The organism is Xanthomonas arboricola pv. guizotiae (assembly GCF_002940205.1).
Lineage (GTDB): Bacteria > Pseudomonadota > Gammaproteobacteria > Xanthomonadales > Xanthomonadaceae > Xanthomonas > Xanthomonas arboricola_C.
In genome coordinates this window covers 46,277-69,972 of sequence record NZ_MDSK01000027.1, presented here as the reverse complement: position 1 = coordinate 69,972, position 23,696 = coordinate 46,277, and the positions used below count along the sequence as shown (strand labels likewise).

The 23,696-nt window shown below is 67.2% G+C and carries 18 protein-coding genes and 1 pseudogene; 4 read left to right on the top strand and 15 right to left on the bottom strand.

Annotation, left to right across the window (positions count from 1 at the left end; genetic code table 11):
- Positions 1-85: 85 nt before the first annotated feature.
- The 3 genes from XarbCFBP7408_RS22430 to XarbCFBP7408_RS15905 all read right to left on the bottom strand — a co-directional run bounded on the left by XarbCFBP7408_RS22430 (position 86) and on the right by XarbCFBP7408_RS15905 (position 2,773).
- Positions 86-616, bottom strand: coding sequence for a hypothetical protein (locus XarbCFBP7408_RS22430; RefSeq protein ID WP_146093776.1), 531 nt, complete (start codon positions 614-616; stop codon positions 86-88).
- 473 nt (positions 617-1,089) lie between these two features.
- Positions 1,090-1,515 carry a hypothetical protein gene (locus XarbCFBP7408_RS15910; protein ID WP_104563775.1) on the bottom strand — a complete coding sequence of 142 codons (426 nt, stop codon included), beginning with the start codon at positions 1,513-1,515 and terminating at the stop codon, positions 1,090-1,092.
- A gap of 235 nt (positions 1,516-1,750) precedes the next feature.
- Positions 1,751-2,773 carry a patatin-like phospholipase family protein gene (locus XarbCFBP7408_RS15905; protein ID WP_104563774.1) on the bottom strand — a complete coding sequence of 341 codons (1,023 nt, stop codon included), beginning with the start codon at positions 2,771-2,773 and terminating at the stop codon, positions 1,751-1,753.
- A gap of 334 nt (positions 2,774-3,107) precedes the next feature.
- On the opposite strand from XarbCFBP7408_RS15905, the gene tagK reads away from it, so the two are divergent.
- Positions 3,108-3,761, top strand: a complete 654-nt coding sequence (gene tagK, locus XarbCFBP7408_RS15900; RefSeq protein ID WP_104563773.1) for a transcriptional regulator TagK — start codon at positions 3,108-3,110, stop codon at positions 3,759-3,761.
- Between the two features lie 118 nt (positions 3,762-3,879).
- Here tagK and XarbCFBP7408_RS15895 read toward each other — a convergent pair.
- The 6 genes and pseudogenes from XarbCFBP7408_RS15895 to XarbCFBP7408_RS15865 all read right to left on the bottom strand — a co-directional run bounded on the left by XarbCFBP7408_RS15895 (position 3,880) and on the right by XarbCFBP7408_RS15865 (position 12,144).
- Positions 3,880-4,325, bottom strand: a pseudogene (locus XarbCFBP7408_RS15895) (universal stress protein).
- 109 nt (positions 4,326-4,434) lie between these two features.
- On the bottom strand, positions 4,435-5,016 hold the full coding sequence (locus tag XarbCFBP7408_RS15890; protein WP_104563772.1) for a sugar O-acetyltransferase: 582 nt from the start codon (positions 5,014-5,016) through the stop codon (positions 4,435-4,437).
- A gap of 179 nt (positions 5,017-5,195) precedes the next feature.
- Entirely contained in the window at positions 5,196-7,382 is a 2,187-nt protein-coding gene (gene uvrD, locus XarbCFBP7408_RS15885) for a DNA helicase II (protein ID WP_104563771.1), read from the bottom strand.
- A gap of 376 nt (positions 7,383-7,758) precedes the next feature.
- Positions 7,759-9,150 carry an FAD/NAD(P)-binding protein gene (locus tag XarbCFBP7408_RS15880; RefSeq protein WP_104563770.1) on the bottom strand — a complete coding sequence of 464 codons (1,392 nt, stop codon included), beginning with the start codon at positions 9,148-9,150 and terminating at the stop codon, positions 7,759-7,761.
- 251 nt (positions 9,151-9,401) lie between these two features.
- A complete protein-coding gene (gene cls / locus XarbCFBP7408_RS15870) occupies positions 9,402-10,820 on the bottom strand; it encodes a cardiolipin synthase (RefSeq protein ID WP_104563769.1) in 1,419 nt (472 codons plus the stop codon).
- 13 nt (positions 10,821-10,833) lie between these two features.
- Positions 10,834-12,144 (bottom strand): LysR substrate-binding domain-containing protein, encoded by a 1,311-nt coding sequence (locus tag XarbCFBP7408_RS15865; protein ID WP_104563768.1) that lies wholly within the window; start codon positions 12,142-12,144, stop codon positions 10,834-10,836.
- 101 nt (positions 12,145-12,245) lie between these two features.
- On the opposite strand from XarbCFBP7408_RS15865, the gene XarbCFBP7408_RS15860 reads away from it, so the two are divergent.
- From XarbCFBP7408_RS15860 to XarbCFBP7408_RS15850, 3 genes are all read left to right on the top strand, one after another.
- Positions 12,246-12,917 carry a 4-carboxy-4-hydroxy-2-oxoadipate aldolase/oxaloacetate decarboxylase gene (locus tag XarbCFBP7408_RS15860; protein WP_104563767.1) on the top strand — a complete coding sequence of 224 codons (672 nt, stop codon included), beginning with the start codon at positions 12,246-12,248 and terminating at the stop codon, positions 12,915-12,917.
- Complete coding sequence (locus XarbCFBP7408_RS15855) at positions 12,910-13,965, top strand: 4-oxalomesaconate tautomerase (RefSeq protein ID WP_104563766.1); 1,056 nt, start codon at positions 12,910-12,912, stop codon at positions 13,963-13,965. The genes XarbCFBP7408_RS15860 and XarbCFBP7408_RS15855 overlap by 8 nt, the downstream gene beginning before the upstream one ends.
- A 366-nt stretch (positions 13,966-14,331) precedes the next feature.
- Complete coding sequence (locus XarbCFBP7408_RS15850) at positions 14,332-15,354, top strand: amidohydrolase family protein (RefSeq protein WP_104563786.1); 1,023 nt, start codon at positions 14,332-14,334, stop codon at positions 15,352-15,354.
- Positions 15,355-15,699: 345 nt separating this feature from the next.
- Here XarbCFBP7408_RS15850 and rpmG read toward each other — a convergent pair whose 3' ends face one another.
- The 6 genes from rpmG to XarbCFBP7408_RS15820 form a co-directional block, all read right to left on the bottom strand.
- Complete coding sequence (rpmG, locus tag XarbCFBP7408_RS15845) at positions 15,700-15,867, bottom strand: 50S ribosomal protein L33 (RefSeq protein WP_002809462.1); 168 nt, start codon at positions 15,865-15,867, stop codon at positions 15,700-15,702.
- Between the two features lie 13 nt (positions 15,868-15,880).
- Positions 15,881-16,117, bottom strand: coding sequence for a 50S ribosomal protein L28 (gene rpmB / locus XarbCFBP7408_RS15840; protein ID WP_002809459.1), 237 nt, complete (start codon positions 16,115-16,117; stop codon positions 15,881-15,883).
- A 202-nt stretch (positions 16,118-16,319) separates the two neighbouring features.
- Positions 16,320-19,499, bottom strand: a complete 3,180-nt coding sequence (locus XarbCFBP7408_RS15835) for an efflux RND transporter permease subunit (protein ID WP_104563765.1) — start codon at positions 19,497-19,499, stop codon at positions 16,320-16,322.
- 380 nt (positions 19,500-19,879) lie between these two features.
- A complete protein-coding gene (locus tag XarbCFBP7408_RS15830) occupies positions 19,880-21,151 on the bottom strand; it encodes an efflux RND transporter periplasmic adaptor subunit (RefSeq protein ID WP_104563764.1) in 1,272 nt (423 codons plus the stop codon).
- 209 nt (positions 21,152-21,360) lie between these two features.
- Positions 21,361-22,632, bottom strand: a complete 1,272-nt coding sequence (locus tag XarbCFBP7408_RS15825) for a TolC family protein (RefSeq protein ID WP_104563763.1) — start codon at positions 22,630-22,632, stop codon at positions 21,361-21,363.
- A 55-nt stretch (positions 22,633-22,687) separates the two neighbouring features.
- Entirely contained in the window at positions 22,688-23,071 is a 384-nt protein-coding gene (locus XarbCFBP7408_RS15820; RefSeq protein ID WP_181106652.1) for a hypothetical protein, read from the bottom strand.
- Between the last annotated feature and the right edge of the window lie 625 nt (positions 23,072-23,696).

Sequence of the window (23,696 nt, the reverse complement as noted above, 5' to 3'; positions counted from 1 at the left end):
CCAGTTCGCTGCGGATCCGCGTGCCTTCCACTGGCTCGTTGCGCTGGCCCGGATCCGGATTGACGACATCGCTGCTTTCGAAAAATTACTGACTCAAGTTCAGTGTCGAACCTTCTGCACCGGCACGGAACTGCTGCGCGCCGCCGCCCACGGCGGTGTAGACGATGGCAAAACTCTTCTTGACGTTGGGATCGGGGTCCCCGCCGAACGTCGCGTTGCTCACCGGGATCGCTGTGCCGCCGTTGTTGAGCAGCCACTGGCAGGTCGAGGTGACGTCGTAACCGTTGTTGGCGGTCCCGTACATCGCACGCACGACTGTAAAACTGGGGGTGCTGGGCACCGGAACGGGCGTACTGGCAGTAGGCGGAGTCGGAACCAGATCGATCTGACCATTCTCCGCACAACCGAGCGCAATGGGATTTCCATTGTTCAATGCCGGATTCTTATAAAGAATCGCAAAGCTTTTGACTGTGCCCGGATCGGGATCGGTCCCGAAAAAAGTATTGCTTGCGGTGATATCGTCATTGCCTGTATCGACGCTACTCTGGCATAGCTGGGTGACATCGACTCCGGCCTTGCCGGTACCGTATACAGCGGAAAGGATCGTGATAGCCATGATGATTGACCTTTTTTCGGGGACTGGGAAGGCCGCCCCGACTCGCCTCTCGCCATGGGCTGCCGGTCATCCGGCACCCTGGCACGACATGGGACGCAGCCTGCAATGGTCCTGGCTGCGCAACTCGGCATTTTTCATCGCGTTTCCAGGACATCGCGACGCCGATGGCTGGTAGCAGAGGCTGGGACTGACGCGCGAGCTAGTCGGTTGCGGCCTGCCGGTTCCTGCAGTGGCAGGCAAGACTCCCTGCGTCGCCGCAAGCCGCCGTCGTGAGTGTCGCCAGAGCATGCATGCCACTTGCTGCGGCGCCTGCACGCATGCCACTTCCAAGATCTGCCACGCTCGCTCGACATCAGGGAGCGGATGGACGCGCTACCCGATACAACAACTCAGGTCCTTGCCCGGATCCAGGTGCATGCAGACATCGGCCGCAATCGATGTGTTGCGGCCGGCGCCCGGCCGATGCCCGGGAATCAGCTGCCTTTGATAAAGGCAATCGCCGGATCACTCGAGTTGTACCTCACGTAGTGATCGCCATTGCGATAGGTGTTGACCTGATAGCTGTCGCCTGTCTTGTCGTAGAAATAGTAGTCGTAGTGCTCGGTGTTGCTGAAATACAGGATATAGGCCCAGGTCCCGCCGTAGGCTCCGAGACTGTAGCGGGGAATCGCAGCAATCGACTTGACCTCGGCGGTGGTATCGGTCCAGTTGTTGTCGGTCAGCGGCCAAGCGACCGCAATGCCGAAATCCTTCTTCGCTGCTTCACCTGCAGCATCGGCTTGCACCGTCTGCTGGCTGCTGTCGCGAAACCCGACCTGGTAGGGAATCCCCTTGTCGCTGACGGCGTCGGTCCATTCGATACCGGATTCGTCTTGCGGATGTGGCGATGCAGTGCTCATTGTTTCTCTCCTGATGGCGAACCAACACGATGTGTTCCGGCTGGAACACAGCTACAGCCTGGAAGCGACGACGATGTCGCTGCCAACACGCCCGACTCCGGGTCAACGCCAGGGCTGGCACACCACCCACGGCGAGCTGCCAGGTGGTTGCGGACAACACCATCGGAATGCCGCGAGCGAGCTGCCGATGCGCGTGCGCTCAAGTCGCTTCGCCCTGCGCGTGCGCCAGGATCCGCTAGCTGCCCCATGCCCAGCGGCTGGCGACCCAGTCACGCGTCTGTTTCCACGCATCTGTCTGCAGGTAAGCCTGGGTCTGGCTGGCCAGATCGGCGACGTGCTTCCAGTCATCCAGTGCATAAGGACGTTGCAGCTCGACATTGGCGCGCCTGAAGTTGCCGGCCAGCACCTGCTCGGCCTGGATGCTGGCAAGTTCGGCCGTTGCGTCCATGGTCAGATTCAGCAGCGGCATGGCAGGGACCGGGCCGCTGGCCCAGGGATGCAGCCAGGATGTTGCGCCCCAGTTAAGCGGGTGACCGATCGCAGTGGCCGGAATTCCCTGCGGGCTGCTGCCGGTTCCAAGCGACAGCAGCTGGATATCGCCGATGTTGGTCACCTGACCACTGGCGATGGCCTCGGCCACTGCGGTCATGGCTGGATTGTTGGCGAACACGCCGCCGTCGGCGAAGAAACCATAATCGACGTTCGTGCCGGCGATCCGGTAAGGCGGAAAGTAGGTTGGCGCGGCAGACGTCGCCAATGCGGCATCGACCATGCTGATCTGCCGGTACGCATTGTTGGCGCCGTTGGAGAAGGTGGCAGGCATCCAGCTTGCACTGCTCGCATCCCATAGGCGTGCGGCGTTGACGACGACGAGGCGCTGCGCCTGTGCAAGCTGCGTGGTCCCCAGGAGCGTGCTTGCGATCTGGATCAAGCCATCATTCTTGTACTGACTGCTGAAGAAGCCCGGACCGCTTCCCAGCGCCGCATCCACCGCTTGCTGTTGCGCCTGTGCCTGTTGATCGAGCAACCACCCGTTGGGTTCGAAAATGCTGGCGCCCTTGGTCATATACATCTCGATGATCCTGCCGATCGGGACGTTTTGCACCAATGCCAGAGCAAGCAGGCCGCCGGTGGAAGTGCCGGCAAAGCCATCGGCGTGGCTGAGGACGTTGCTGTGCTGATCCAGATCCTGGATGAGGATCGCGGTGATCAGGCCGCGAATTCCACCGCCATCGCAACTGATGATATTGAACGACATTGAAGTCTCCTGCAGAGCGGGCACTGGCGTGAAACGTGTGCGGCAAGGCGCCAAGAGCGAACTGTCTGACTGTCCGGCTGATGCGAGAGGCCGACGGCTGTCGGGATGATTCGCAAGTGGCTGGGAGTGGTTGCGACGCTGTTGTGTCTACCGTTGTGCCACCTTAGAAGCACCCCCGCCCATCACCCGACAAATCGTCTCGCGACATCGATCCTGTGATCTGCGACCGCTTTGCTGCGGGCCACTGATCTGTCGTGCCCTCGGTCTTGGCTTGTCGTCCGGCATGCGCACCAATGCGTGATGCAGCGCCAGGTTCACGACGGACGATGACGGGTTGGCGCTGCTTTTCTCGGTTGGTCAGATGACAGGCCCCTTGGAGTGGGCCGCAGACAGCAACCGCATGAGCAACAGCAGCGATGACGGCGCCCTCGTCCCGCAGGCATCGATGGAGGCGCAGGCGCCGCTGATGATCGATCTGCTGGCCTATATCGAGCAGCACATCGGCGAGGCCGAGCTCGGTACCGAGTCCCTGCAACGGGCGTTCGCGCTGTCGCGTGCGTCGTTGTACCGGCTGTTCCAGTCGCGCGGGGGCGTGGCCAGCTACATCCGCGAGCAGCGCCTGTGCGCCGCGTACCGTTATCTGCAGGCCTACCCGGAGTGCAGCCTGACCTGGCTGCTGTACGAAATGGGCTTCGCGTCGGAGCGGCAGTTCCAACGCTGTTTCCAGCAGCGTTTCGGCATGCCGCCGATGCAGTGGCGCCGCCAGTGCCGCGCTGCGCCGTCGGCGCACTCGCCACGCCGCGGACACTACATGCCGGTATGGCGCTTCATGCGCGAACTCAGCCAGCACATGCGCGGGGATGACACGCCGGTGCCTGCCGGCATGCCACCGGTGGGCCACGCTCCCATGTTGCGTACCGACGCGTTACGGCATCTTGCACGGCCGGGCGGCCGGGTTGCCACTCGAGCGGAGCCGATGGAACGTTGATCCACATTCCGCGCAGGGCTGCCTGCACGATGGGGCGTTGTCGGTGCGCCCGGGCGCGCTCCTACGACAGAACCTGCGGTGCGCCGAGCGTGTTGTTGCGCAGCAGGATGTCCGACGGTCAGCGGATCACCAGCACCGGGATCGAACTGTGCGTGAGCACCTCCACCGTCTGGCTGCCCAGCAGCATGCGGCGCATGCCACGGCGGCCGTGCGAGGTCATGATGATCAGATCGCTGTTGCACTCCTTGGCGGTCTGCACGATGCCTTCGGCGGCGAAGCGGTCCAGCACGTGGCGCGACGTGGCCTTGAGATTGGCCGCGGCCGCCAGCTCCAGCGCCGGGCGCAGGATCTTCTCTGCGGCAGCTTCGCGCTCCTTGCGGTACTCCGGAGTTGCCTCGTAACCCACGCTCCAGCCCATCGCGTCGTACATGCCATCGCCCACGGCTCGGACACGGTGACGATATCCACCTTCGCAGCTGTTGCCTTGGCCAGCTCCAGGCCTTGGAACAAGCCGCGATGCGACAACTCGGATGCATCGATGGCGATCAGGATACGTTTGTACATGATGACCTCCTTGGATGACCGGCCTGGCTGCCGGTGCACTCAGCCTGACAGTCCGCTGCGGTACACGCCTTGATACGCATCAATGCGGCCACGCGGCTTGCTGCAACACTCAATCGGTTGGCGCGGCATCGGCAGCGTCGCGGCTAGCGCGTACGCGCGCCGGATTGCCCAGCGCGATCGCGCCGGCCGGCACGTCGCGGGTGACCACCGCACCGGCGCCGATCACCGCGCCGTCGCCGATGCACACGCCCGGCAGGATGATCGCCCCACCGCCGATCCACACGTTGCGCCCGATGCGGATCGGCCGCCCGAACTCCAGCCCGCTGGCGCGTCCTGCCGCGTCGCGCGGATGGTCGGCGGCATAGAACTGCACCGCAGGGCCCACCTGCGTGCCCTCGCCGATGCTGACTTCGCAGACATCCAGGATCACGCAGTTGAAGTTGAGGAATACGCCCGCGCCCAGACGGATGTTGTCGCCGTAGTCGCAATGGAACGGCGGGCGGATCACCGCGCCCGCGCCCACCTCGGCTAGCCGCTCGACCAGCAGCGCGTGCCGCTGGGCGGGCGGCTGCGCGGCGCTGGCGTTGTAGCGCGCCATCCAGTCGGCGGCGGCCGCCTGGTCGGCCTGCAACGCGTCGTCGGCAGCGTTATAGAGCTCGCCTGCCAGCATCTTGTCTTTTTCGGTGCGCATCGGGCCGTGGATCTCTGGACGTTCGATTCGAACGCAAGAGTGTCACGGATGCCGCGGTGAATGCATGGGGCGATGCACCAATACTGGCGGCAACGTGTTCACGACAGTGATCGCCCCGGCCAGACCCGGGCGCGTGATCCCTGCCGAGCAGTGCCCGGCGATGCCGTGCGATTGCCCGCCTACACCACCGTCAGGTTGGCGTAGGCCATCACCAGCCACTTGGCACCGACATCGTCGAACTGCACCTGTACCCGCGCATGCGCGCCGGCACCTTCGTAGTCCACGACCACGCCGCCGCCGAACTTGGGGTGTTCGACGTTGGCGCCGAGCTTGATCGGTGCCGCTTCCACCACGCCATGCACCGGCCCGCCGCGCGCCGCGCCCAGCGAGGCGGTGCGCGAGACCTGCACTTTCGGGCGTACCTCGTGCAGCAACTCGCGCGGAATCTCGCGCAGGAAGCGCGAGGGCACGTTGTAGTTGTCCTGGCCGTGGATACGGCGCGATTCGGCGTAGCACAGCACCAGCTTCTGGCGCGCGCGGGTGATGCCCACATAGGCCAGGCGGCGCTCTTCTTCCAGCCGGCCGCTTTCTTCCAGCGAGCGTGCGCTCGGGAACAGGCCGTCTTCCAGGCCGACCAGGAACACGATGGGGAATTCCAGGCCCTTGGCCGAATGCAGCGTCATCAGCTGCACGCCCTCTTCGCCGGCCTGGGCCTGGCCTTCGCCGGCCTCCAGCGAGGCGTAGGCCAGGAAGGCCACCAGCTCGGTCATGCCCTGGCTGTCTTCATCGTCCGGGCGGGTGAAGCGCGAGGCCACCGACACCAGTTCGTCCAGGTTCTCGGTACGCGATTCCGAATCCAGCCCGCTGCGGCTTTCCTTGGCCCAATGCTCGCGCAGGCCAGAGCGCATCAGCACATGGTCGATGCGTTCGGCCAGCTCCATGTCGCCGGTTTCGGCGTGCAGCTGGCCGACCAGGCTCAGGAACGTGGCCAGCGCATTGCGGGCGCGGGCGGCCAGGGTGTTTTCCTGCGTGGACAGCATCGCCGCTTCCCACAGCGACAAGGCATTGGCGCGTGCCAGCCGGCGGACCTCGTCCAGCGTACGATCGCCGATGCCGCGCGTGGGCGTATTGACCGCCCGCTCGAACGCGGCATCGTCGCTGCGGTTGGTGAGCAGGCGCAGGTACGCCAACGCATCCTTGATTTCGGCACGCTCGAAGAAGCGCATGCCGCCATACACGCGATACGGCAACTGCTCGGAAATCAGCGCTTCTTCCAGCGCGCGCGACTGCGCGTTGCTGCGATACAGCACCGCCACTTCGCCATAACTGCCGCCGTCGCGCACCCACTGCCGCGCGCGCTCGACCACATAGCGCGCCTCGTCGACCTCGTTGTAGGCCGCATACAGATCGATCGGATCGCCGTCGCCGGAATCGGTCCACAGCTGCTTGCCGATGCGGTCCGGGTTGTGCGCGATGACCGCATTGGCCGCGCCCAGGATATTGGCGCTGGAACGGTAGTTCTGCTCCAGCCGCACGGTCTGCGCGCCGGGGAAATCCTTCAGGAAGCGCTGGACGTTCTCGACCTTGGCACCGCGCCAGCCGTAGATGGCCTGGTCGTCGTCGCCGACCACGAACACATGCCCGGTCTCGCCGGCCAGCACCCGCACGAAGGCGTACTGGATCGCATTGGTGTCCTGGAACTCGTCGACCAGGATCTCGCGGAAGCGCGCACGATAATGCGCCAGCAAGGCCGGGGTGTCGCGCAGCAGCTCGTGCGCGCGCAACAGCAACTCGGCGAAATCCAGCAGGCCGGAGCGGTCGCAACGTTCCTGGTAGGCGGCGTAGACCTGCCGGCGCACCTCGGTCCAGTCGTCGTTGGGCTCGGGCTGGATATGCTGCGGACGGCGGCCTTCGTCCTTCTGCTCGTTGATCCACCAGCTCATCTGCTTGGGCGGATACTTTCCCTCGTCCAGCTCCAGCGCCTGCACCACGCGCTTGACCAGCCGCAGCTGGTCGTCGCTGTCCATGACCTGGAAGCCTTCCGGCAGCCGCGCATCCTGCCAGTGCAGGCGCAACAACCGGTGCGCCAGCCCATGGAAGGTGCCGATCCACATCCCGCGACTGCCGTTGCGCAGCTGCAGGTCGGTGCGGTGACGCATTTCGCCGGCGGCCTTGTTGGTGAAGGTCACCGCGAAGATGCCGTGGTTGGGCACGCCCTGGACTTCGTTGAGCCAGGCAATGCGATGGATCAGCACGCGCGTCTTGCCGGAGCCGGCGCCGGCCAGCACCAGGTAATGCCCCTGCGGCGCGGAAACGGCCTCGCGCTGGGCGGGGTTTAAATGATCGAGCAAATGAGAGACATCCACCGCCGTATTTTACCGGTTGTGGCGTCGCTGCGGCTGAGATTGCGATGAAGCGGTTGGGATTGCTGCCCCCATCCGCCCTTCGGGCACCTTCCCCCGCAAGCGGGAGAAGGGAGAAGGGAGAAGGGAGGGCGCTGGTTGCTCTGTCACCTGCAAGAGAAGGCAGGCAGATGCTCGCCGTGGCAGAGCCCCTCTCCCGCCTGCGGGAGAGGGGTTGGGGTGAGGGCACGAGGCGCAGCCACGACGCATTGCGCGCGGGTCACCCGAGGCTTTAGCTCGCACCCTCATCGGGCGCTATGCGTCGCCTTCGCCCCTCGAAGAGGCCAATGTCGCGGCCGGAGAAGCCAGCCAAGCTGCTTTTCCTGTCCCCACACGCCTATCAGCGCTCCAGCTGCAGCAGCACATCGCGCGCGATCGCCGCTGCCTGCTCGCGCAGCTCCGGCACTGCCAGGCTCTCCCATAACGCGCCGATGCGCAGGCTGCCAATCACCCGCAGGCGCGGGTTCGTCTGACCGTCAGCATCGATCAGGCTGCCATCGGCAGCGCTGTCAACGCCGATACCGTGCGGGCCGGCCATCGCAATGCCCTGCCCCAGCAGCTGCTGCAGCAGCGGGTTGCGCATCGCCTGCACGCGCATTTCCACGCCGGTGGCGTTGACCAGCGCCTGCACATCCAGCTGCAAGGCATGCCCGGCACTGGCGCCGGCACTGACCCGCACGCAGGCGCCGGCCTGGAACGCCACCTCCAGCCGCGCGCGATGCAGCTGCAATTGTCCACGCGCGCGCATCGCCTGCAGCTGCGCATGTACCGGCGCGGCGATGCGATGACGATGCACATCCCAATAGCGCACCACATGGCGCAGGAAGCGGCGTTGGTCGGCAACCGACAGCGTTTGCCACAGGGCCTGGCTCAGCGGGCGCACACGCTCCATCACGCTCTGCCAGGGCAGGCCCTGCGCCATCGCAGCCCGCGCGCGCTGCCGCAAGCTGCGCATCCGCGCACGCAGCGATAGCGCCAGCAGCGGCTGCGGATCGAAGTCCGCGGCAACGCAGTACGCCTGCGGCAACGGCAGCAGCCCATGCCGCGACACCACGTGCACCGCCCCGCGATGCGCCTGCGCGGCCAACGTCACCACCGTGTCGGCCATGCTCAGTCCCGAGCCGACGATGCACACCGCCGCGTCCGGCGGCAACGCGGCGACCGCCTCGGTATCCCAGGCTTCCATTCGCTGCATCGCCGACAGGCCGGTGGCCCCGCGCAGCGGCAGCGGCCGCAACGCATTGCCCACCGCCAGCACCACGCTGCCGGCGTGCACGGTCTGGCCATCGTCGAGCTGCAACCGCGCGCCGTCGGCATCGCACTGCAGCGTCTGCACGCGGGCGCTGTGCACGGTGAGCGTCGCCGGGCTCTGCGCACGCGCGGCCTGCAGGCGATCGCGCAAATAGGGCGCGTAATGCCGGCGTCCGACGAAGTGCTGCGGCAGCCGTGCGTCCTCCAGCTCCGGGCAGCAGGCGTGCGCACGCAGGTAATCGACGAAATCCTGCGGCGCCTCCACCAACGCACTCATCCGCGCGGCCGGCACATTGAGCAGATGTTCGGGACGCGCGGTGGAGTAGGCCACACCCTCGCCCAGCATCGCCTGCGGCTCGATCAGCACGATCTGCACCGGCGCCATGGCCTGACGCAGCAGCTGCAGCGCCACCAGCACCCCGGATGCGCCACCGCCAACGATGGCGATCGCTGCATCGCCGGGATCACGCAATTCATTCATCCGGCAATTGTAGGCGATGCGTCGCGTCGCACCGATGACAGCGGCCACGCCCGCCGCGATGGCCGGGATAACGCCATGCAGATAGGCCGGCGCGACGTTCCCGTCCAACACCGCGGTCGGCTGACGCGTCCATTCGAGCGCGAGCGCGTTCGCATGCCGCGCGATCTTGCCGCCCCAGACGCGTCTCCACCACTGCACCTGCCACCGCAGGCATCCCCGTGCCCGACTGGCGCTGCGCGCGCATGCAACGCTTACATCAACGCATCGGCCAGGCGCGCAATGCCTTCGCGACTGCGGCGCCAGGCCGGGCGCGTGCGCCATTGTTGCAGCTCCAGCTGGCGTGCGTTGGCCAGGTAATCCTGCTCGATCGCACGCAGTCGCTGCACCACGTCCCGGTCGTAGCAGAGCATGCCGATCTCGGCGTTGAGCGCAAACGAGCGGATATCCAGGTTGATCGAGCCGACCAGTGCGATGTCCTCGTCCATGCTCAGGTGCTTGGCATGCAGGAAGTGCGGGCGATACAGCGCGATCTTGACCCCGCAGCGCAGCAGCTCTTCGAAATACGCCTCCTGCGCCCAGGCCGCCAGGATCTGGTTGTTGCTCTCCGACAGGATCAGCTGCACCTCCACGCCCGACACCGCGGCAATGCGTAGCGCACTGAGCAAGGCTTCGTCGGGGACGAAATACGGCGTCACCAGCACCACCTTGCGCCGCGCCAGGTGGATCACCGCGTTGATCGCATCGCGCGCATTCTCGAACGGATACGCCGGGCCGCTGGGCAGCAGCTGCGTGGCGATGTTGGCCTCGCACACCGGCGCGTCCGGCCATACGTCCAGGCGCTGCCCGGTTTCGGTGAACCAGTCGCTGGCGAACACCGCTTCCAGATGATTGACCACCGGCCCGCGCACGCGCGCGACCAGCTCGCGATTGGGCACTCCGTCGATGAACCTGGCCTCGGCCAGGTTCTGCGAGCCGACAAAGCCCACCTGGTTGTCGATCACCGCAATCTTGCGATGGTTGCGCAGATCCATGCGCCCGCTGCGGCGCCAGCGCAGGCCACCGGGCAACACCGCCAGCACCTCCACCCCGCCGGCCTGCAGGCGCTTGCGGTAATGGCGCAGACCACGCTTGGCACCCACCGCATCCAGCAGCACGCGGCAGCGCACGCCGCGCGCACCGGCGCGCAGCAGCGCGGCGACCACCGCATCGCCCACCGCATCGTCGAACATCAGGTAATACAGCAGATGCACGCGCTGTTCCGCCATGTCGATCGCGGTGATCAAGGCCTGCAGCGACTGCGTGTAGTCGTCCAGCAAGTCCACCGCATTGCCCAGCGTGGGCATGAAATCGCCCTGGCGTTCGACCAGCGGCACCACCTCGGCGCTGCTGGCGTCCGCCTGCGGGGTCCAGCGCAAGGCATGCAGCGGCAGTTGCTGCTCGCGGATCACCTGCGAGGCAGTGGCCTGGCGTTCCACCCGCAGCCGCGACAGCCATGGATGCCCGAACAGCAGATACAGCGGCAGGCCGACCACCGGCACGAAGCCGATCAGCAGCAACCAGCTGCGTGCCGCGCCCGGCGTGGTGCGGGCCGGAATCCACAACAGCGCGGCCAGGCGAATCACCCAGTCCAGCGCCAGCAGCCAGGTCCCCTGCAACCAGTCGGGCAGCATCAGCGATCCGTTCTCAAGAAGGCTCCGATTCTGACCGCCCGGTGCGTGAACGCAACGGGGCGGGCGCGTCGATCGGCGCGCAATAGCGAAATGGCCCGCCCTGCGCATCGGCCGGCTGCACGCGCTCGGCGCAGACCTGCCGCAGCGTCTGCACGAATGCCGACTGCGCGCGGGTGGGATGCCAGTCTCTGCGCAGCGTCATGCCGATCTGGCGGCGCAGCTGCGGCCCGGCGCGGCCGATCTCGCACAGCAAGCCGGCGCGGCGCTCGAACAGGAACTGGTCGCGCGACATCAGCGTGAGCCAGTCGCCTTCCAGCAGCAGCCCGCGGATGGTCAGCTCCGCGCCGCATTCGATGCGCAGCGCCGGTGGCTCGATCCGCTGATCGCGAAACATGCGCTCCCAGCGTGCGCGCACCGGCGTGCCGGTGGTGGCGATCACCCAGGGATAGTCCAGCAACTGCGCAAACGCATAGGCGCGCCCGGCCAGCGGGTGCCCGCTGCGCGCCACGATCACCGGCTCGTCATCGAATAACGGCTCCTGCAGCACATCGCGCACCGGCAACGGCTCGCGCAGCGCACCGATCAGCAGGTCCAGCCCGCCCTCGCGCAGACGCGCCAGCAATTCGTCATACGGGCCTTCGACCACGTTGACGCTGGCACCGGGATGCGCGCGCGCAAACCGCGCCAGTACCTGCGGCAGCAGGATCGCCCGCGCCAGCGGCATCACCCCCAGTGCGATCCGGCCGGCGTGCTGCGAGCGCAACGCGCTCACTTCGTCCAGGCCGGCGCGCACTTCGGCCAGCGCCAGGCGCACCTGCCGCAGCAGCCGCGTGGCCACCGGCGTGGCCTGCATGGTCTTGCCGCGGCGCACCGTCAGCGGCACCTCGATCACATCGGCCAGCGACTGCACCGCGCGGTAGATCGCCGGTTGCGAGACCCCGGCGCGCGCCGCCGCCAACGAATAACTCCCGGCCACATCCACCGCGACCAGCGCCTGCAGTTGCCCCAGCGAGACCCGTCGCTCCAGGCCAGGCCGGACCGGCAACCGCAACGCCCGCCGCGCCACCCGGATGCCGCGACCCAGTTGCTCCAACGCCCGTGCGATGCGCGGCACCAGCAACTGCGTGGCCTCGGTGGCGACCATGCCACCCGGATGCCGTTCGAACAGGCGCACACCGAGCTGCTGCTCCAGCCGCGCCACCGCCTGGGTCAATGCCGGTTGCGACAGGTTCACCTGCGGCGCGGCCGCGCTGATGCTGCCCAGCCGGTACACCACCACCAGGGCGTAGAGATGGCGAAGGTTCGGCTCGGGGGTCGGCGGCATGCTCTAACTATAAGCAAAATCAATATGCATACCTCAAATGAATCTTGAGCCGGCAGGCGATCGCCGCACAGACTCGATGCACGCCTAACGAGGATGGATGGATGAGCCAGGTCGTCACCCGGATCGCGCGCACCCCGTTGGCCGTCGTCGACGGGCTTGCGCAGGCCGGCGTGGCCACCGTGCACGAGGCGCAGGCGCGCAGCGGCCTGCTGCACCATCGCCTGCGCCCGATCTACGCCGGCTGCCGCATCGCCGGCACCGCCGTCACCGTATCGGTCCCGCCCGGCGACAACTGGATGATGCATGTGGCCATCGAGCAACTGCAGCCCGGCGACGTGCTGGTGGTCGCCCCGACCAGCGCCTGCTGCGATGGCTATTTCGGCGATCTGCTCGCCACCTCGGCGCAGGCGCGCGGCTGCCGCGGGCTGATCATCGACGCCGGCGTGCGCGATGTGCGCGACCTCACGGCGATGCAGTTCCCCGCCTGGAGCCGCGCCATCTGCGCGCAGGGCACCATCAAGGAGACGCTGGGCTCGGTCAACGTGCCGCTGGTCTGCGCCGACGCGCTGGTGCAGCCGGGCGATGTGGTGGTGGCCGACGACGATGGCGTGTGCGTGGTGCCGCGCGCCAGCACCGCCGCGGTGCTGGCCGAAGCGCAGGCACGCGAAGCGCGCGAACTGCGCAAACGCGAGCGCCTGGCACGCGGCGAACTGGGCCTGGACATCTACGCCATGCGCGAGCGGCTGGCGGCCAAGGGCCTGCGCTATGTCTGAGCAGGTCCGCGCGATGTGGATGCGCGGCGGCACCTCCAAGGGCGGCTTTTTCCTGGCTGACGAGTTGCCGGGCGAACGCGCCGCACGCGATGCCTTCCTGCTGCGCGCCTACGGCTCGCCGGATATGCGCCAGATCGACGGCATGGGCGGCGCCGATCCGCTGACCTCCAAGGTCGCGATCGTGTCGCGCTCGGCACGCGCCGATGCCGACGTGGACTATCTGTTCCTGCAGGTGTCGGTGGACCGGGCACAGGTCAGCGACGCGCAGAACTGCGGCAACATGCTGGCCGGGGTTGCACCGTTCGCGCTGGAGCGCGGCCTGTTGCCGGCACGCGATGGCCACACCGAGGTGCGCATCTTCATGCGCAACACCGGCACGCTGGCCACCGCCAGCGTGCAGACGCCCGGTGGCCAGGTGCGCTACGACGGCGACGCCCGCATCGACGGCGTGCCCGGCACCGCTGCGCCGATTGCGCTGGCATTTGCCGATATCGCCGGCTCCTCGTGCGGCGCCTTGCTGCCGACCGGCAACAGGGTCGACACCCTGGCGGGCGTGGAGGTCACGCTGATCGACAACGGCATGCCCTGCGTGGTGCTGCGCGCCCGCGATCTCGGCATCAGCGGTTACGAAGACCGCAGCACCCTCGATGCCGATGAGGCGCTGAAGACCCGCCTGGAATCGCTTCGCTTGCAGGCCGGTCCGTTGCTGCAGCTGGGCGATGTTGCCGAGGCCACCGTGCCCAAGATGATGCTGGTCGCCGCACCGCGCCATGGCGGCGCGATCAACGTGCGCTCGTTCATTCCGCACCGCTGCCACGCCTCGATCGGCGTGCTCGGCGCCGTCACCGTGGCCACCGCCTGCCTGCTGCCCGGCTCGCCCGCGCATGCCTTGGCGCAGCTGCCTGGCGGCACCACCCAGCAGCTGGAGGTGGAACATCCCAGCGGTGCGAGCAGTTGCGTCATTACGCTGGATGCGCACGGTGAGGTGGTGCGCGCTGCAGTGCTGCGCACTGCACGCAAATTGTTCGATGGTGAGCTGTTTGCTTGAGCACGGCCGCCAGCATGCGATGCGGCAGTCGGCATCACGCTGGCCTGAACCCGGGTCGTCGACGCGTGGTTTGCGGCATCCTGCAGTCTGCGCATCTGCTACTACCGATCGCGCGCCGCGCGCTCTCCACCCACTCGAGCGACGCAACTGGCTTTTCGGGCCACTGGCCGGATATCAGCACGGCGTTGCGGTTCGCTCGGGTGCGATGCGTTGCTTCGCCGATAACTGCACACCGATGGCAATGCATACGCGCAGTTGCATGGCTGCCAAATCCATGCAGCTGAATCCAGACGTCCGCCCACATGCGCACTGCACATCTTTCGGTCGGATGCGCAGCGCGCTCTGCGCACCTTAATGAGCATTCCCATGATCATCGACTGCCACGGCCACTACACCACCGCGCCCGCGGCGCATGACGTCTTCCGCAAGGCGCAGGTCGCGCAGTACGACGATCCGGCCCTGCCCGCGCCGGTGTATCCGTCCATCTCCGACGACGCATTGCGCGAAAGCATCGAACAACACCAACTGCGCCTGTTGCGCGAGCGCGGTGCCGACATGACGATCTTTTCGCCACGCGCCAGCAGCATGGCGCACCATCTCGGCGACGAGACGGTCAGCCAGGTGTGGACGCGCCACTGCAACGACCTGATCGCGCGCGTGGCGCAGCTATATCCGCACACCTTCATCGGCGTGTGCCAGTTGCCGCAGTCGCCGGGCGTGCCGATCGCCCAGTCGATCGCCGAGCTGGAACGTTGCGTCAGCGAACTCGGGTTTGTCGGCTGCAATCTCAATCCCGACCCCTCCGGCGGCCACTGGAACGGCGTGCCATTGACCGATCGCGCCTGGTATCCGTTCTTCGAAAAGATGGTCGAGCTCGACGTGCCGGCGATGGTGCATGTGTCGGGCAGCTGCAACGCCAACTTCCACGCCACCGGCGCGCATTATCTCAATGCCGATACCACCGCGTTCATGCAGTTTCTCGAAGGCGATCTGTTCGCTGATTTCCCCGACTTGCGCTTCGTCATTCCGCACGGCGGCGGCGCGGTACCGTATCACTGGGGCCGCTTTCGCGGCCTGGCCGACATGCTCGGCAAGCCGCCGCTGTCCACGCATGTGATGCGCAATGTGTTCTTCGACACCTGCGTGTATCACCAGCCCGGCATCGATCTGCTGTTCGAGGTCATCGACATCGACAACATCCTGTTCGGCTCGGAGATGGTCGGTGCGGTGCGCGGCATCGACCCGCAGACCGGCCAGTATTTCGACGACACCAAGCGCTACATCGATGCCTTGGCGATTTCCGACGCCGACAAGCGCAAGGTATTCGAAGGCAATGCGCGGCGGGTGTATCCGCGCCTGGATGCGCAATTGCGCGCGCGCGGGCTGTAACCCTTCCTTACCTGCGGGAGAAGGTGCCCCGCAGGGGCGGATGAGGGGGGCGCCTCGGAAAGCGGTCGCCGCCTGCGATGCCAAACGCGTCGCCACGCGCCTTCAGAAGTAAGACACCGGCTGCTTCGCCTCCAACTGCAAGCTACTCACGGCGCGTGCAATCGGAAAAACCACGTTTCGCTTGCGAGTGGCTTCGCCCCCCTGCCCTCACCCCTCCCCCTCTCCCGAAGGGAAAGGGGAGTGCACGCCGACCATTGTTGCGATCACCCCCCGCAACACTCCACAAACGCAAACACCCGCCTTGCGGCGGGTGTTTGCCTGGATGCAGATCGGGTAATCGGTGGATTACTTGATCTTGCCTTCCTTGTACATCACGTGCTTACGCACGACCGGGTCGTATTTCATCATTTCCATCTTCCCCGGAGTGTTCTTCTTGTTCTTGTCCGTGGTGTAGAAGTGGCCGGTAGCGGCCGAGGAAATCATACGGATCTTGTCACGCTTGCCTTTTGCCATGACTGCTTACTCCTCAGACCTTTTCGCCGCGCGCACGCAGCTCTTTCAGAACGGCATCAATCCCGTTCTTGTCGATGGTGCGCAATGCATGCGCGGAGACACGGAGCTTCACCCAACGGTTCTCGCTGGCGACCCAGAAGCGGCGCTCGTGCAGGTTGGGCAGGAAGCGACGACGGGTTCTGTTGTTTGCGTGGGAGACGTTGTTACCCGTCTGCACACGCTTGCCGGACACTTGGCATACGCGGGACATTACGCACCTCGATAAATGAATTGCCACCCATAGCCTGGGGAGCGGCGGCCCCGACAGCGTCAAGCTGCCACGCAACGTTGGGAATCAAGAACTTACGCTGGGAACAAGCCGGCAACCCCATCGCGCTGGGTGCCGCCATCCGGAGCGATCCGGGCACAGCGAGCCGCGCATTATGCACGGCTTTCCCATGTGCCGCAAGCACTTAGCCCACACTCCCCGCCCGCCCGCGGTGCAGCCAGCGATACAGCACCGGCAGCACCAGCAGGGTGAGCAGGGTCGAGGAGACGATGCCGCCGATCACCACCGTGGCCAGCGGGCGCTGCACCTCGGCTCCGGCGCCGACATTGAAGGCCATCGGCACAAAGCCCAGTGCGGCCACCAGCGCCGTCACCAGCACCGGGCGCAGGCGGCTCAGCGCGCCCTCGCGCAAGGCCTGCTCCAGCGACATGCCCTCGCCCCGCAGGCTGCGCACGAAGGCGATCATCACCAGGCCGTTGAGCACCGCCACCCCCGACAGCGCGATAAAGCCGACGCCCGCGGAGATCGACAACGCCAGGCCGCGCAGCGCCAGCGCCACCACGCCACCGGTCAGCGCCAGCGGCACGCCGCTGAACACCACCAGCGCATCGCGCAGCGAGCCGAACGACCAGTACAGCAGCGCGAAGATCAGCAGCAAGGTGCCCGGCACCACCCAGGCCAGGCGCTGGCTGGCGGAAATCAGTTGCTCGAAGGTGCCGCCGTAGCCGATCCAGTAGCCGGTGGGCAGCACGACCTCGGCCTGCACACGCTGCTGCACCTCGGCGACGAATCCGCCCAGGTCGCGGTCGCGCACATTGGCGGTGATCACGATGCGGCGCTTGCCGTCTTCGCGATTGATCTGGTTGGGCCCGAGCACGGTGTGGATCTTTGCGACCTCGCGCAGCGGCACCGTGGTCGGTTCGCCACTCCGCCAGCCGGCCGCGCGGCTGGACTCGTCGACATCGGCGCGCTCGCCATCGCCACGCAACGGGATCGGCAGATCGGCCAACGCGGTCGGGTCCTGCCGCAGCCCTTCGGGCAGGCGCACCACGATGTCGAAGCGGCGGTCGCCTTCGAACAACTGCCCGGCCGCCTGACCGCCCACCGCCGCCGACACCGTGTCCTGCACCACGCCGGGATTGAGCCCGTACCCGGCCAGCGCGGCGCGATCGGGCACCACCGCCAGCATCGGCAGGCCGGTGGCCTGCTCCAGGCTCACGTCGGCCGCACCCGGCACTGCGCTGGCGATTTCCTGCACGCGCTGCCCCAGCTCGACCAGCGTGTCCAGATCGTCGCCATAGACCTTGATCGCGACATCTGCGCGCACGCCGGAAATCAGCTCGTTCATGCGCATCTGGATCGGCTGGGTGAACTCGTAATTGTTGCCGGGCAGCTGCTTGACCGCCTGCTCGATCTCGGCCAGCAACTGCGCCTTGGGCTTGCGCGGGTCCGGCCACCGCGCGCGCGGATGCATGATCAGGAACGTATCGGCCACCGACGGCGGCATCGGGTCGGTGGCCACTTCGGCGGTGCCGAGTTTGCCGAACACATGCGCCACTTCCGGAAACTGCTTGATGCGTTTTTCCAGCGTGGATTGCATGGTGATGGCCTGTTCCAGGCTGGTGCCGGGAATGCGCAAGGCGTGCAGCGCGATGTCGCCTTCGTCCAGGTTGGGGATGAACTCGCTACCCAGACGCGTGGCCACTACCGCGCACAGCGCCACCGTTGCGAATGCCGCAATGCCGACCCAGCGGCCGTGACGCAGCGCGCGATCGAGCAAGGGCGCATACACGCCGCGCGCCCAGCGCATCGCGCGGTTCTCGTGCTCGGCCACCTTGCCGCCGAGCAGCAAGGCGATCGCTGCGGGGACAAAAGTGAGCGACAGCAACATCGCACCGCTCAGCGCCAGCACCACGGTGATCGCCATCGGATGGAACATCTTGCCTTCGATGCCGGTGAGTGCGAACACCGGCAGATACACCGCCGTGATGATGCCCAGGCCGAACAGGCTGGGCCGGATCACCTCTGCCGTGGCTTCGGCAGTCAGTTCGAAACGCTCGTCGCGCTCGAGCACCCGACCCAGGCGCAATTGCGCTTGCCCGAAGCGGCGCAGGCAGTTCTCCACGATGATCACAGCGCCATCGACGATCAAGCCGAAATCCAGCGCACCCAGACTCATCAGGTTGCCGGACACGCCACCGCGCACCATGCCGGTGAGGGTGAACAACATCGCCAGCGGAATCACCGCCGCGGTGATCAGGGCCGCACGCACATTGCCCAGCAGCAGGAACAGCACCACGATCACCAGCAACGCGCCTTCGATCAGGTTCTTGGCGACGGTGACGATGGTGCGGTCCACCAGCGCGGTGCGGTCGTAGACCGGCACCGCCTGCACGCCGGCCGGCAAGCTGGCATTGGCCGCTTGCAGCCGCTGCGCGGCGGCCTGCGCCACGGTGCGGCTATTGGCACCGACCAGCATGAACACCGTGCCGAGCACCACTTCGGTGCCGTCCTGGGTGGCCGCACCGGTGCGCAGTTCGCGCCCTTCGCCAACCTGCGCCACATCGCGCACCCGGATCGGCACGCCTTGGCGCCGATCCAGCACGATCGCCCCGATCTGCGCGATATCGTCCACCTGCCCCGGCACCCGCACCAGGAACTGCTGGCCGTTGCGTTCGATATAGCCGGCGCCGATGTTGCGGTTGTTCGCCTCCACCGCGCGCGCGACATCGTCCAGCGTGAAACCCAGGGCGACCAGGCGTGCCGGATCCGGGGTGATGTGGATCTGCCGCGCATAGCCGCCGATGGTATTGACCTCGGTCACGCCCGGCACATTGCGCAACTGCGGGCGCACCACCCAGTCCTGCAGGGTGCGCAGATCGGTGGCCGTCCACGCACTGCCATCGGGCTTGCGCGCATTCGGTTTGGCTTCGACCGTGTACATGAAGATCTCGCCAAGCCCGGTCGCGATCGGCCCCAGCTGCGGCTCCAACCCGGCCGGCAGTTGCGACTTGACCTGCTGCAGCCGCTCGGCCACCTGCTGCCGCGCAAAATACAGGTCCGTGCCATCGGCAAAGACCGCCGTCACCTGCGACAAGCCATAGCGCGACAACGAGCGTGTGGATTCCAGCCCCGGCAAGCCGGCCAACACCGTCTCCAGCGGAAACGTCACCCGCTGCTCCGACTCCAACGGCGAGTACCCCGGCGCGGCCGTATTGACCTGCACCTGTACATTGGTGATGTCCGGGGTGGCATCGATCGGCAGGCGCGAAAAACTCCACGCCCCGATCGCAACCAGCACCGCCGTCAACGCCAGCATCAACCACCGCTGCGCGATCGCGAACCGAATGATGTTAGTGAGCATGACAAACACCTCCGTGCACACCTGGCACCGCAATGCGCCGGTCGGTTCCCGCGTCGTGCCACCAACAGATCGCGCCGCCTCCCCATCGCGGCGCGGCACGCAGGGATGCGCGACGTTTTTGTAAGGGACAGGGATGTCCCTTACAAAAATTTCTGCCGGACTTGCGGACCCGTAGCGCCGCAGGCACGGAGGGCGCGAGGACGGGGTGTGCTTTCTTTTGCTTACTTTGGTCAGCCCGCGGCTGCCGTAGAGCGCTTCTTGCACAAGCAAAGAAAAGTGACTCGCGCCCGACAGGGCGTGAAAGCCTTGGATGTGGCATGCACCCCTGCATCCGGCAAACGCCTCCACTCCAGGGCGCAATGACATCCATCCCAACGCGCTCAATGATCATGCGAGGCCCCCGACTTTTCGATGTCGGCCTTCACCAGATAACTCTGTTCCACCACCACTGCGTCGCCTGCCGCCAGACCCGACACCACCTGCAGCTGCTGCGCATCGCGCGCGCCCAGCGTCACCGGCCGCATCTCGTACACATCCCCCACCCGCACGAACACCACCTCCCAGTCGCGAAACTGCTGCAAGGCTCCCACCGGCACCACCATCGCCGCCGGCTGCTGCGCCACCGTCACCCGCGCCTTCACCGCCGAGCCCGGCCGCCACAGGCCGTCGTCGTTGCGCAACACCGCGCGCGCCACCGTGCTCTGACTCGCGGTGGCCGTGCCCGGCAACACGCGCTCCAACGTGGTCTGCGCCACCCCGCCATCGCTGATGCGGGTCACCGCCACCGGGGCGCCGGCGGCGATGTGCCCGGCATCGGCGCCGAAGATGTGCAGATCCACCCACAGGCTCGACAGGTCGGCGATCTCGAACAACGCCTGGCCCTCGCTGGCGTTGCTGCCCAGGCTGGCGTTGCGGGCGAGCACGGTGCCGCTGATCGGTGCAGTGACCGGATACGTGGTCAGGCTCAGATTGCTCTCCACCGTGGCCAGCACCTGGCCGGCGCGCACCTGGTCGCCGACATTGACGCGCAGGCTGCGCACCGGCCCGGGAAAGCGCGCGGTGGCCTGCGCCTGCGCACCTTCTGCCGGCGTCAGCAGGCCTTGCACTTCGTGCTGGTCGGCGATGCTGCCGGGACCGACCGGCGCGACCCGGATACCGGCGTCCTGCGCGATCCTGGACGCGATGGTGGTGCGCCCTTCATAACTGGGATAGGCCCAGCGATGCGACCTGCCCTGCACGGTGGCGCGCACCTCCACATCGAACGAATGCGGCTCGCCGACCGTGCTGTCGGCCAGCAGGCTGCCATCGTCGCGCGCGCGCAAGCGATGCACTTCGTTGATACCGCCGAGCCGGGTCAGACGCACTTCGACACTGCCGGCGCTGGGCGGCAAGGGCTTGCCGTCGCGGTACAGCCAGGCGCGATAGGTCGGCGGCGTGCCGTCTTCGGCAATCGCCAGCTCCACGCTGTCGCCGTCCTGGCGCAGCAGGCGCCCGCCGTGCGCGCCTTTTTCGGCGTCCTCGCCATGTGCATCGGCATCGCCTTCGGCGCCGGGCGTTGCGTGGTCATGGGCTTCTTCGCCGTTGCCGCTGTTGCCGCCGCAGCCGCTCAACAGCAGCGCCAGCACAAGCAGCACAATCAAAAAACTTTTCATCGAAATTGGTCCTGGTTGGCGCCGGCGCAGTGCGTCGGGCGAACGAACGAAGATGGTCTTTGCTGGATCCGCGGTAGGCGCGCTAGGCGCGCGCAGCGCTTGGCGACTGCTGGATGCCGACGCGGTTGCTAACGCCGAGACCGATACCGGCGCAGCAGACCCAGGCGGACGCAGGCAGGCAGGGCGAGAACGCGCAGCGGAGGTAGCGCTCATGGCCCCACCTGCGCAGTGTTTTCGACCACGAACGGTTGTCCGGTCAGGCGCTGGATTTCGATCAATGCGGTCTGCGCTTCCAACGCGGCGGCCAGTTGCTGCTGGCGTGCATCGCTGCGCTGTGCCTGCAGCTGCGCCCAGTCCAGATAACTGGTGGCGCCGGCGCGGTACGCGCGCTCGGCGGCGGCATCGGCACGCGCAAGTGCGGGCAGCACATCGCTGCGCATGCGCGCCACTTCCAGCTGCGCGGCGCGGTAGCGGCCATGCGCGTCGGCCAGCGTGGCGTAGAGCGCCAGTGCCTGCGATTGGCGTTCGATGTCCAGCAACGACAGCTCCGCTTCGGCGGCGCGGATCTCCGGTTGCGCACGCGCGGCGCTGCCCAGCGCCAGCGAGACGCTGCCCAGCAGCGCGGTGGCGTCGTTGGCTTCGAGCCGGCGCACGCCCACCTGCCAGTCCAGGTCCGGGCGCGCCTGGCTGCGTGCCAGCCGCACCCGCGCCTCGCGCACGCGCTGCTCGCCGTTCAAGCGCGCCAGCTCGGGGGTGGCATCGAGCAGCTGCGCCAGCACCTCGAATTCGGGAATCGCCGGCAGTTGCAATGGGTCGCCGGTGACAGCGCCGAAGTCCGGCGTGCGCTGGCCCCACAACACCGCCAGCTGGCGGCCTGCGGCCAGCAGTTCCTGCTGCGCGCGATCGCGCTCCAGTTCCGCGCGCGCCTGCAGGGCCTGGGCGGTCAGCAGCACCGACTCCGGCGATGCGCCGGCCTGCAGCCGCTGGCGCGCGGCACTGACGGTGCGTTGGCGCTGGGCCAGGGTTTCCAGCGCGACCGCGTGCCACTGCGCGGCCATGCCGATGGCCAGGTAGCGCCGGGCCACTTCCGCCAGCACGTCCAGGCGTGCCAGCGCACGTTGCGGGGCCAATGCATCGATGCGTGCCTGGGCCAGGGCGCGGCGCGCGTCCAGCTTGCCGCCCCGTTCCAGCACGCCAGCCAGGGTGACGGTGAGTTCGGCCTGGTCCAGCGCACGCGCCGGGCCGCTGCCGAACACGTTTTCCAGTTCGGCACCGATACGCAACGGCGGACGCAGCGCGTCGCGCTCGGCGCCGGCGGTGAGGACCGCGCGCTGACCATCGGCCAGGCGCAGGTCGGGGTGCTGCCGGGCGACGCGCGCAATGGCGTCGTCCAGGGTCAGCACGGGTTTGGGCGGTGCGTCCTGCGCCATGGCGCACGGTACGACCGCGAAGACGGCAAGTGCCGTCAGTCGCAACCACATGAGGGTGTCTCCGGAATCGGGATCGATGGGCAGGCCGGCAGCTGCCGGCGACGCATCAGGCCGCGATCGGGGGACGCAATCCGGTCTCGCCCAGGTGCGAGCGGTAGTACGCGAGCACGGCCACGGGCTGGGCCTGCGCGTGCGTGGACAGCGGCAGCCAGGCCAGCGCCGGCAACACGGCCGGATTCTGGCCGTGGCAGTAGCCGCTATGCATCAGGGCGTGCATCAGGCCGGCCCCATCGCGCTCGCCGGCATCGCCTTCGTCGGCGCCGTCATGGCCGTGCGGCGCGGTGTCTTCCAGATACATCTGGTCGTGCGCCAGCGCATGCACATCGCCCAGCGCGCAGGCCACCGGTGCGACCAGCACGCCCATGGCCAGCACCGCCAACGCCATCAGGCGCAGCAAGGGGTGCAACAGGCGGGCGCGACGCAGCAGCATGGGCGCAGCGTATCGGGGCCGGGGCAGTTACACAATCGCATGCACGGCCCGGCACGCAGCGTCGTAGGAGCGGACCTGGCCGCGACGCCGCCCGGCCCGATCGATGGCATCCCGCCGGGATGCCGGTTGCGCGCGCGCAGCGCACGGGGCATCGTTCGCCAGCAGCGATCACCTGATGATCCAAGCCATGGCGGCGCCAGGGTCGGGACGGCTTCGCGGCCGGGTCCGCTCCTACGTGGAGCGGAGCGTTGGCCTGGGTCGGGGCGGCGGCGCGACGCAGCAGCAGGGGCGCATGCGTCTCCGGGGGCCGGGGAAATTCGGCACGCAGCGTCGTAGGAGCGGACCTGGCCGCGACGCCGCCCGGCCCGATCGATGGCATCCCGCCGGGATGCCGGTTGCGCGCGCGCAGCGCACGGGGCATCGTTCGCCAGCAGCGATCACCTGATGATCCAAGCCATGGCGGCGCCAGGGTCGGGACGGCTTCGCGGCCGGGTCCGCTCCTACGTGGAGCGGAGCGTTGGCCTGGGTCGGGAAGCGGCGGTGCGACGCAGCAGCAGGGGCGCATGCGTCTCCGGGGGCCGGGGAAATTCGGCACGCAGCGTCGTAGGAGCGGACCTGGCCGCGA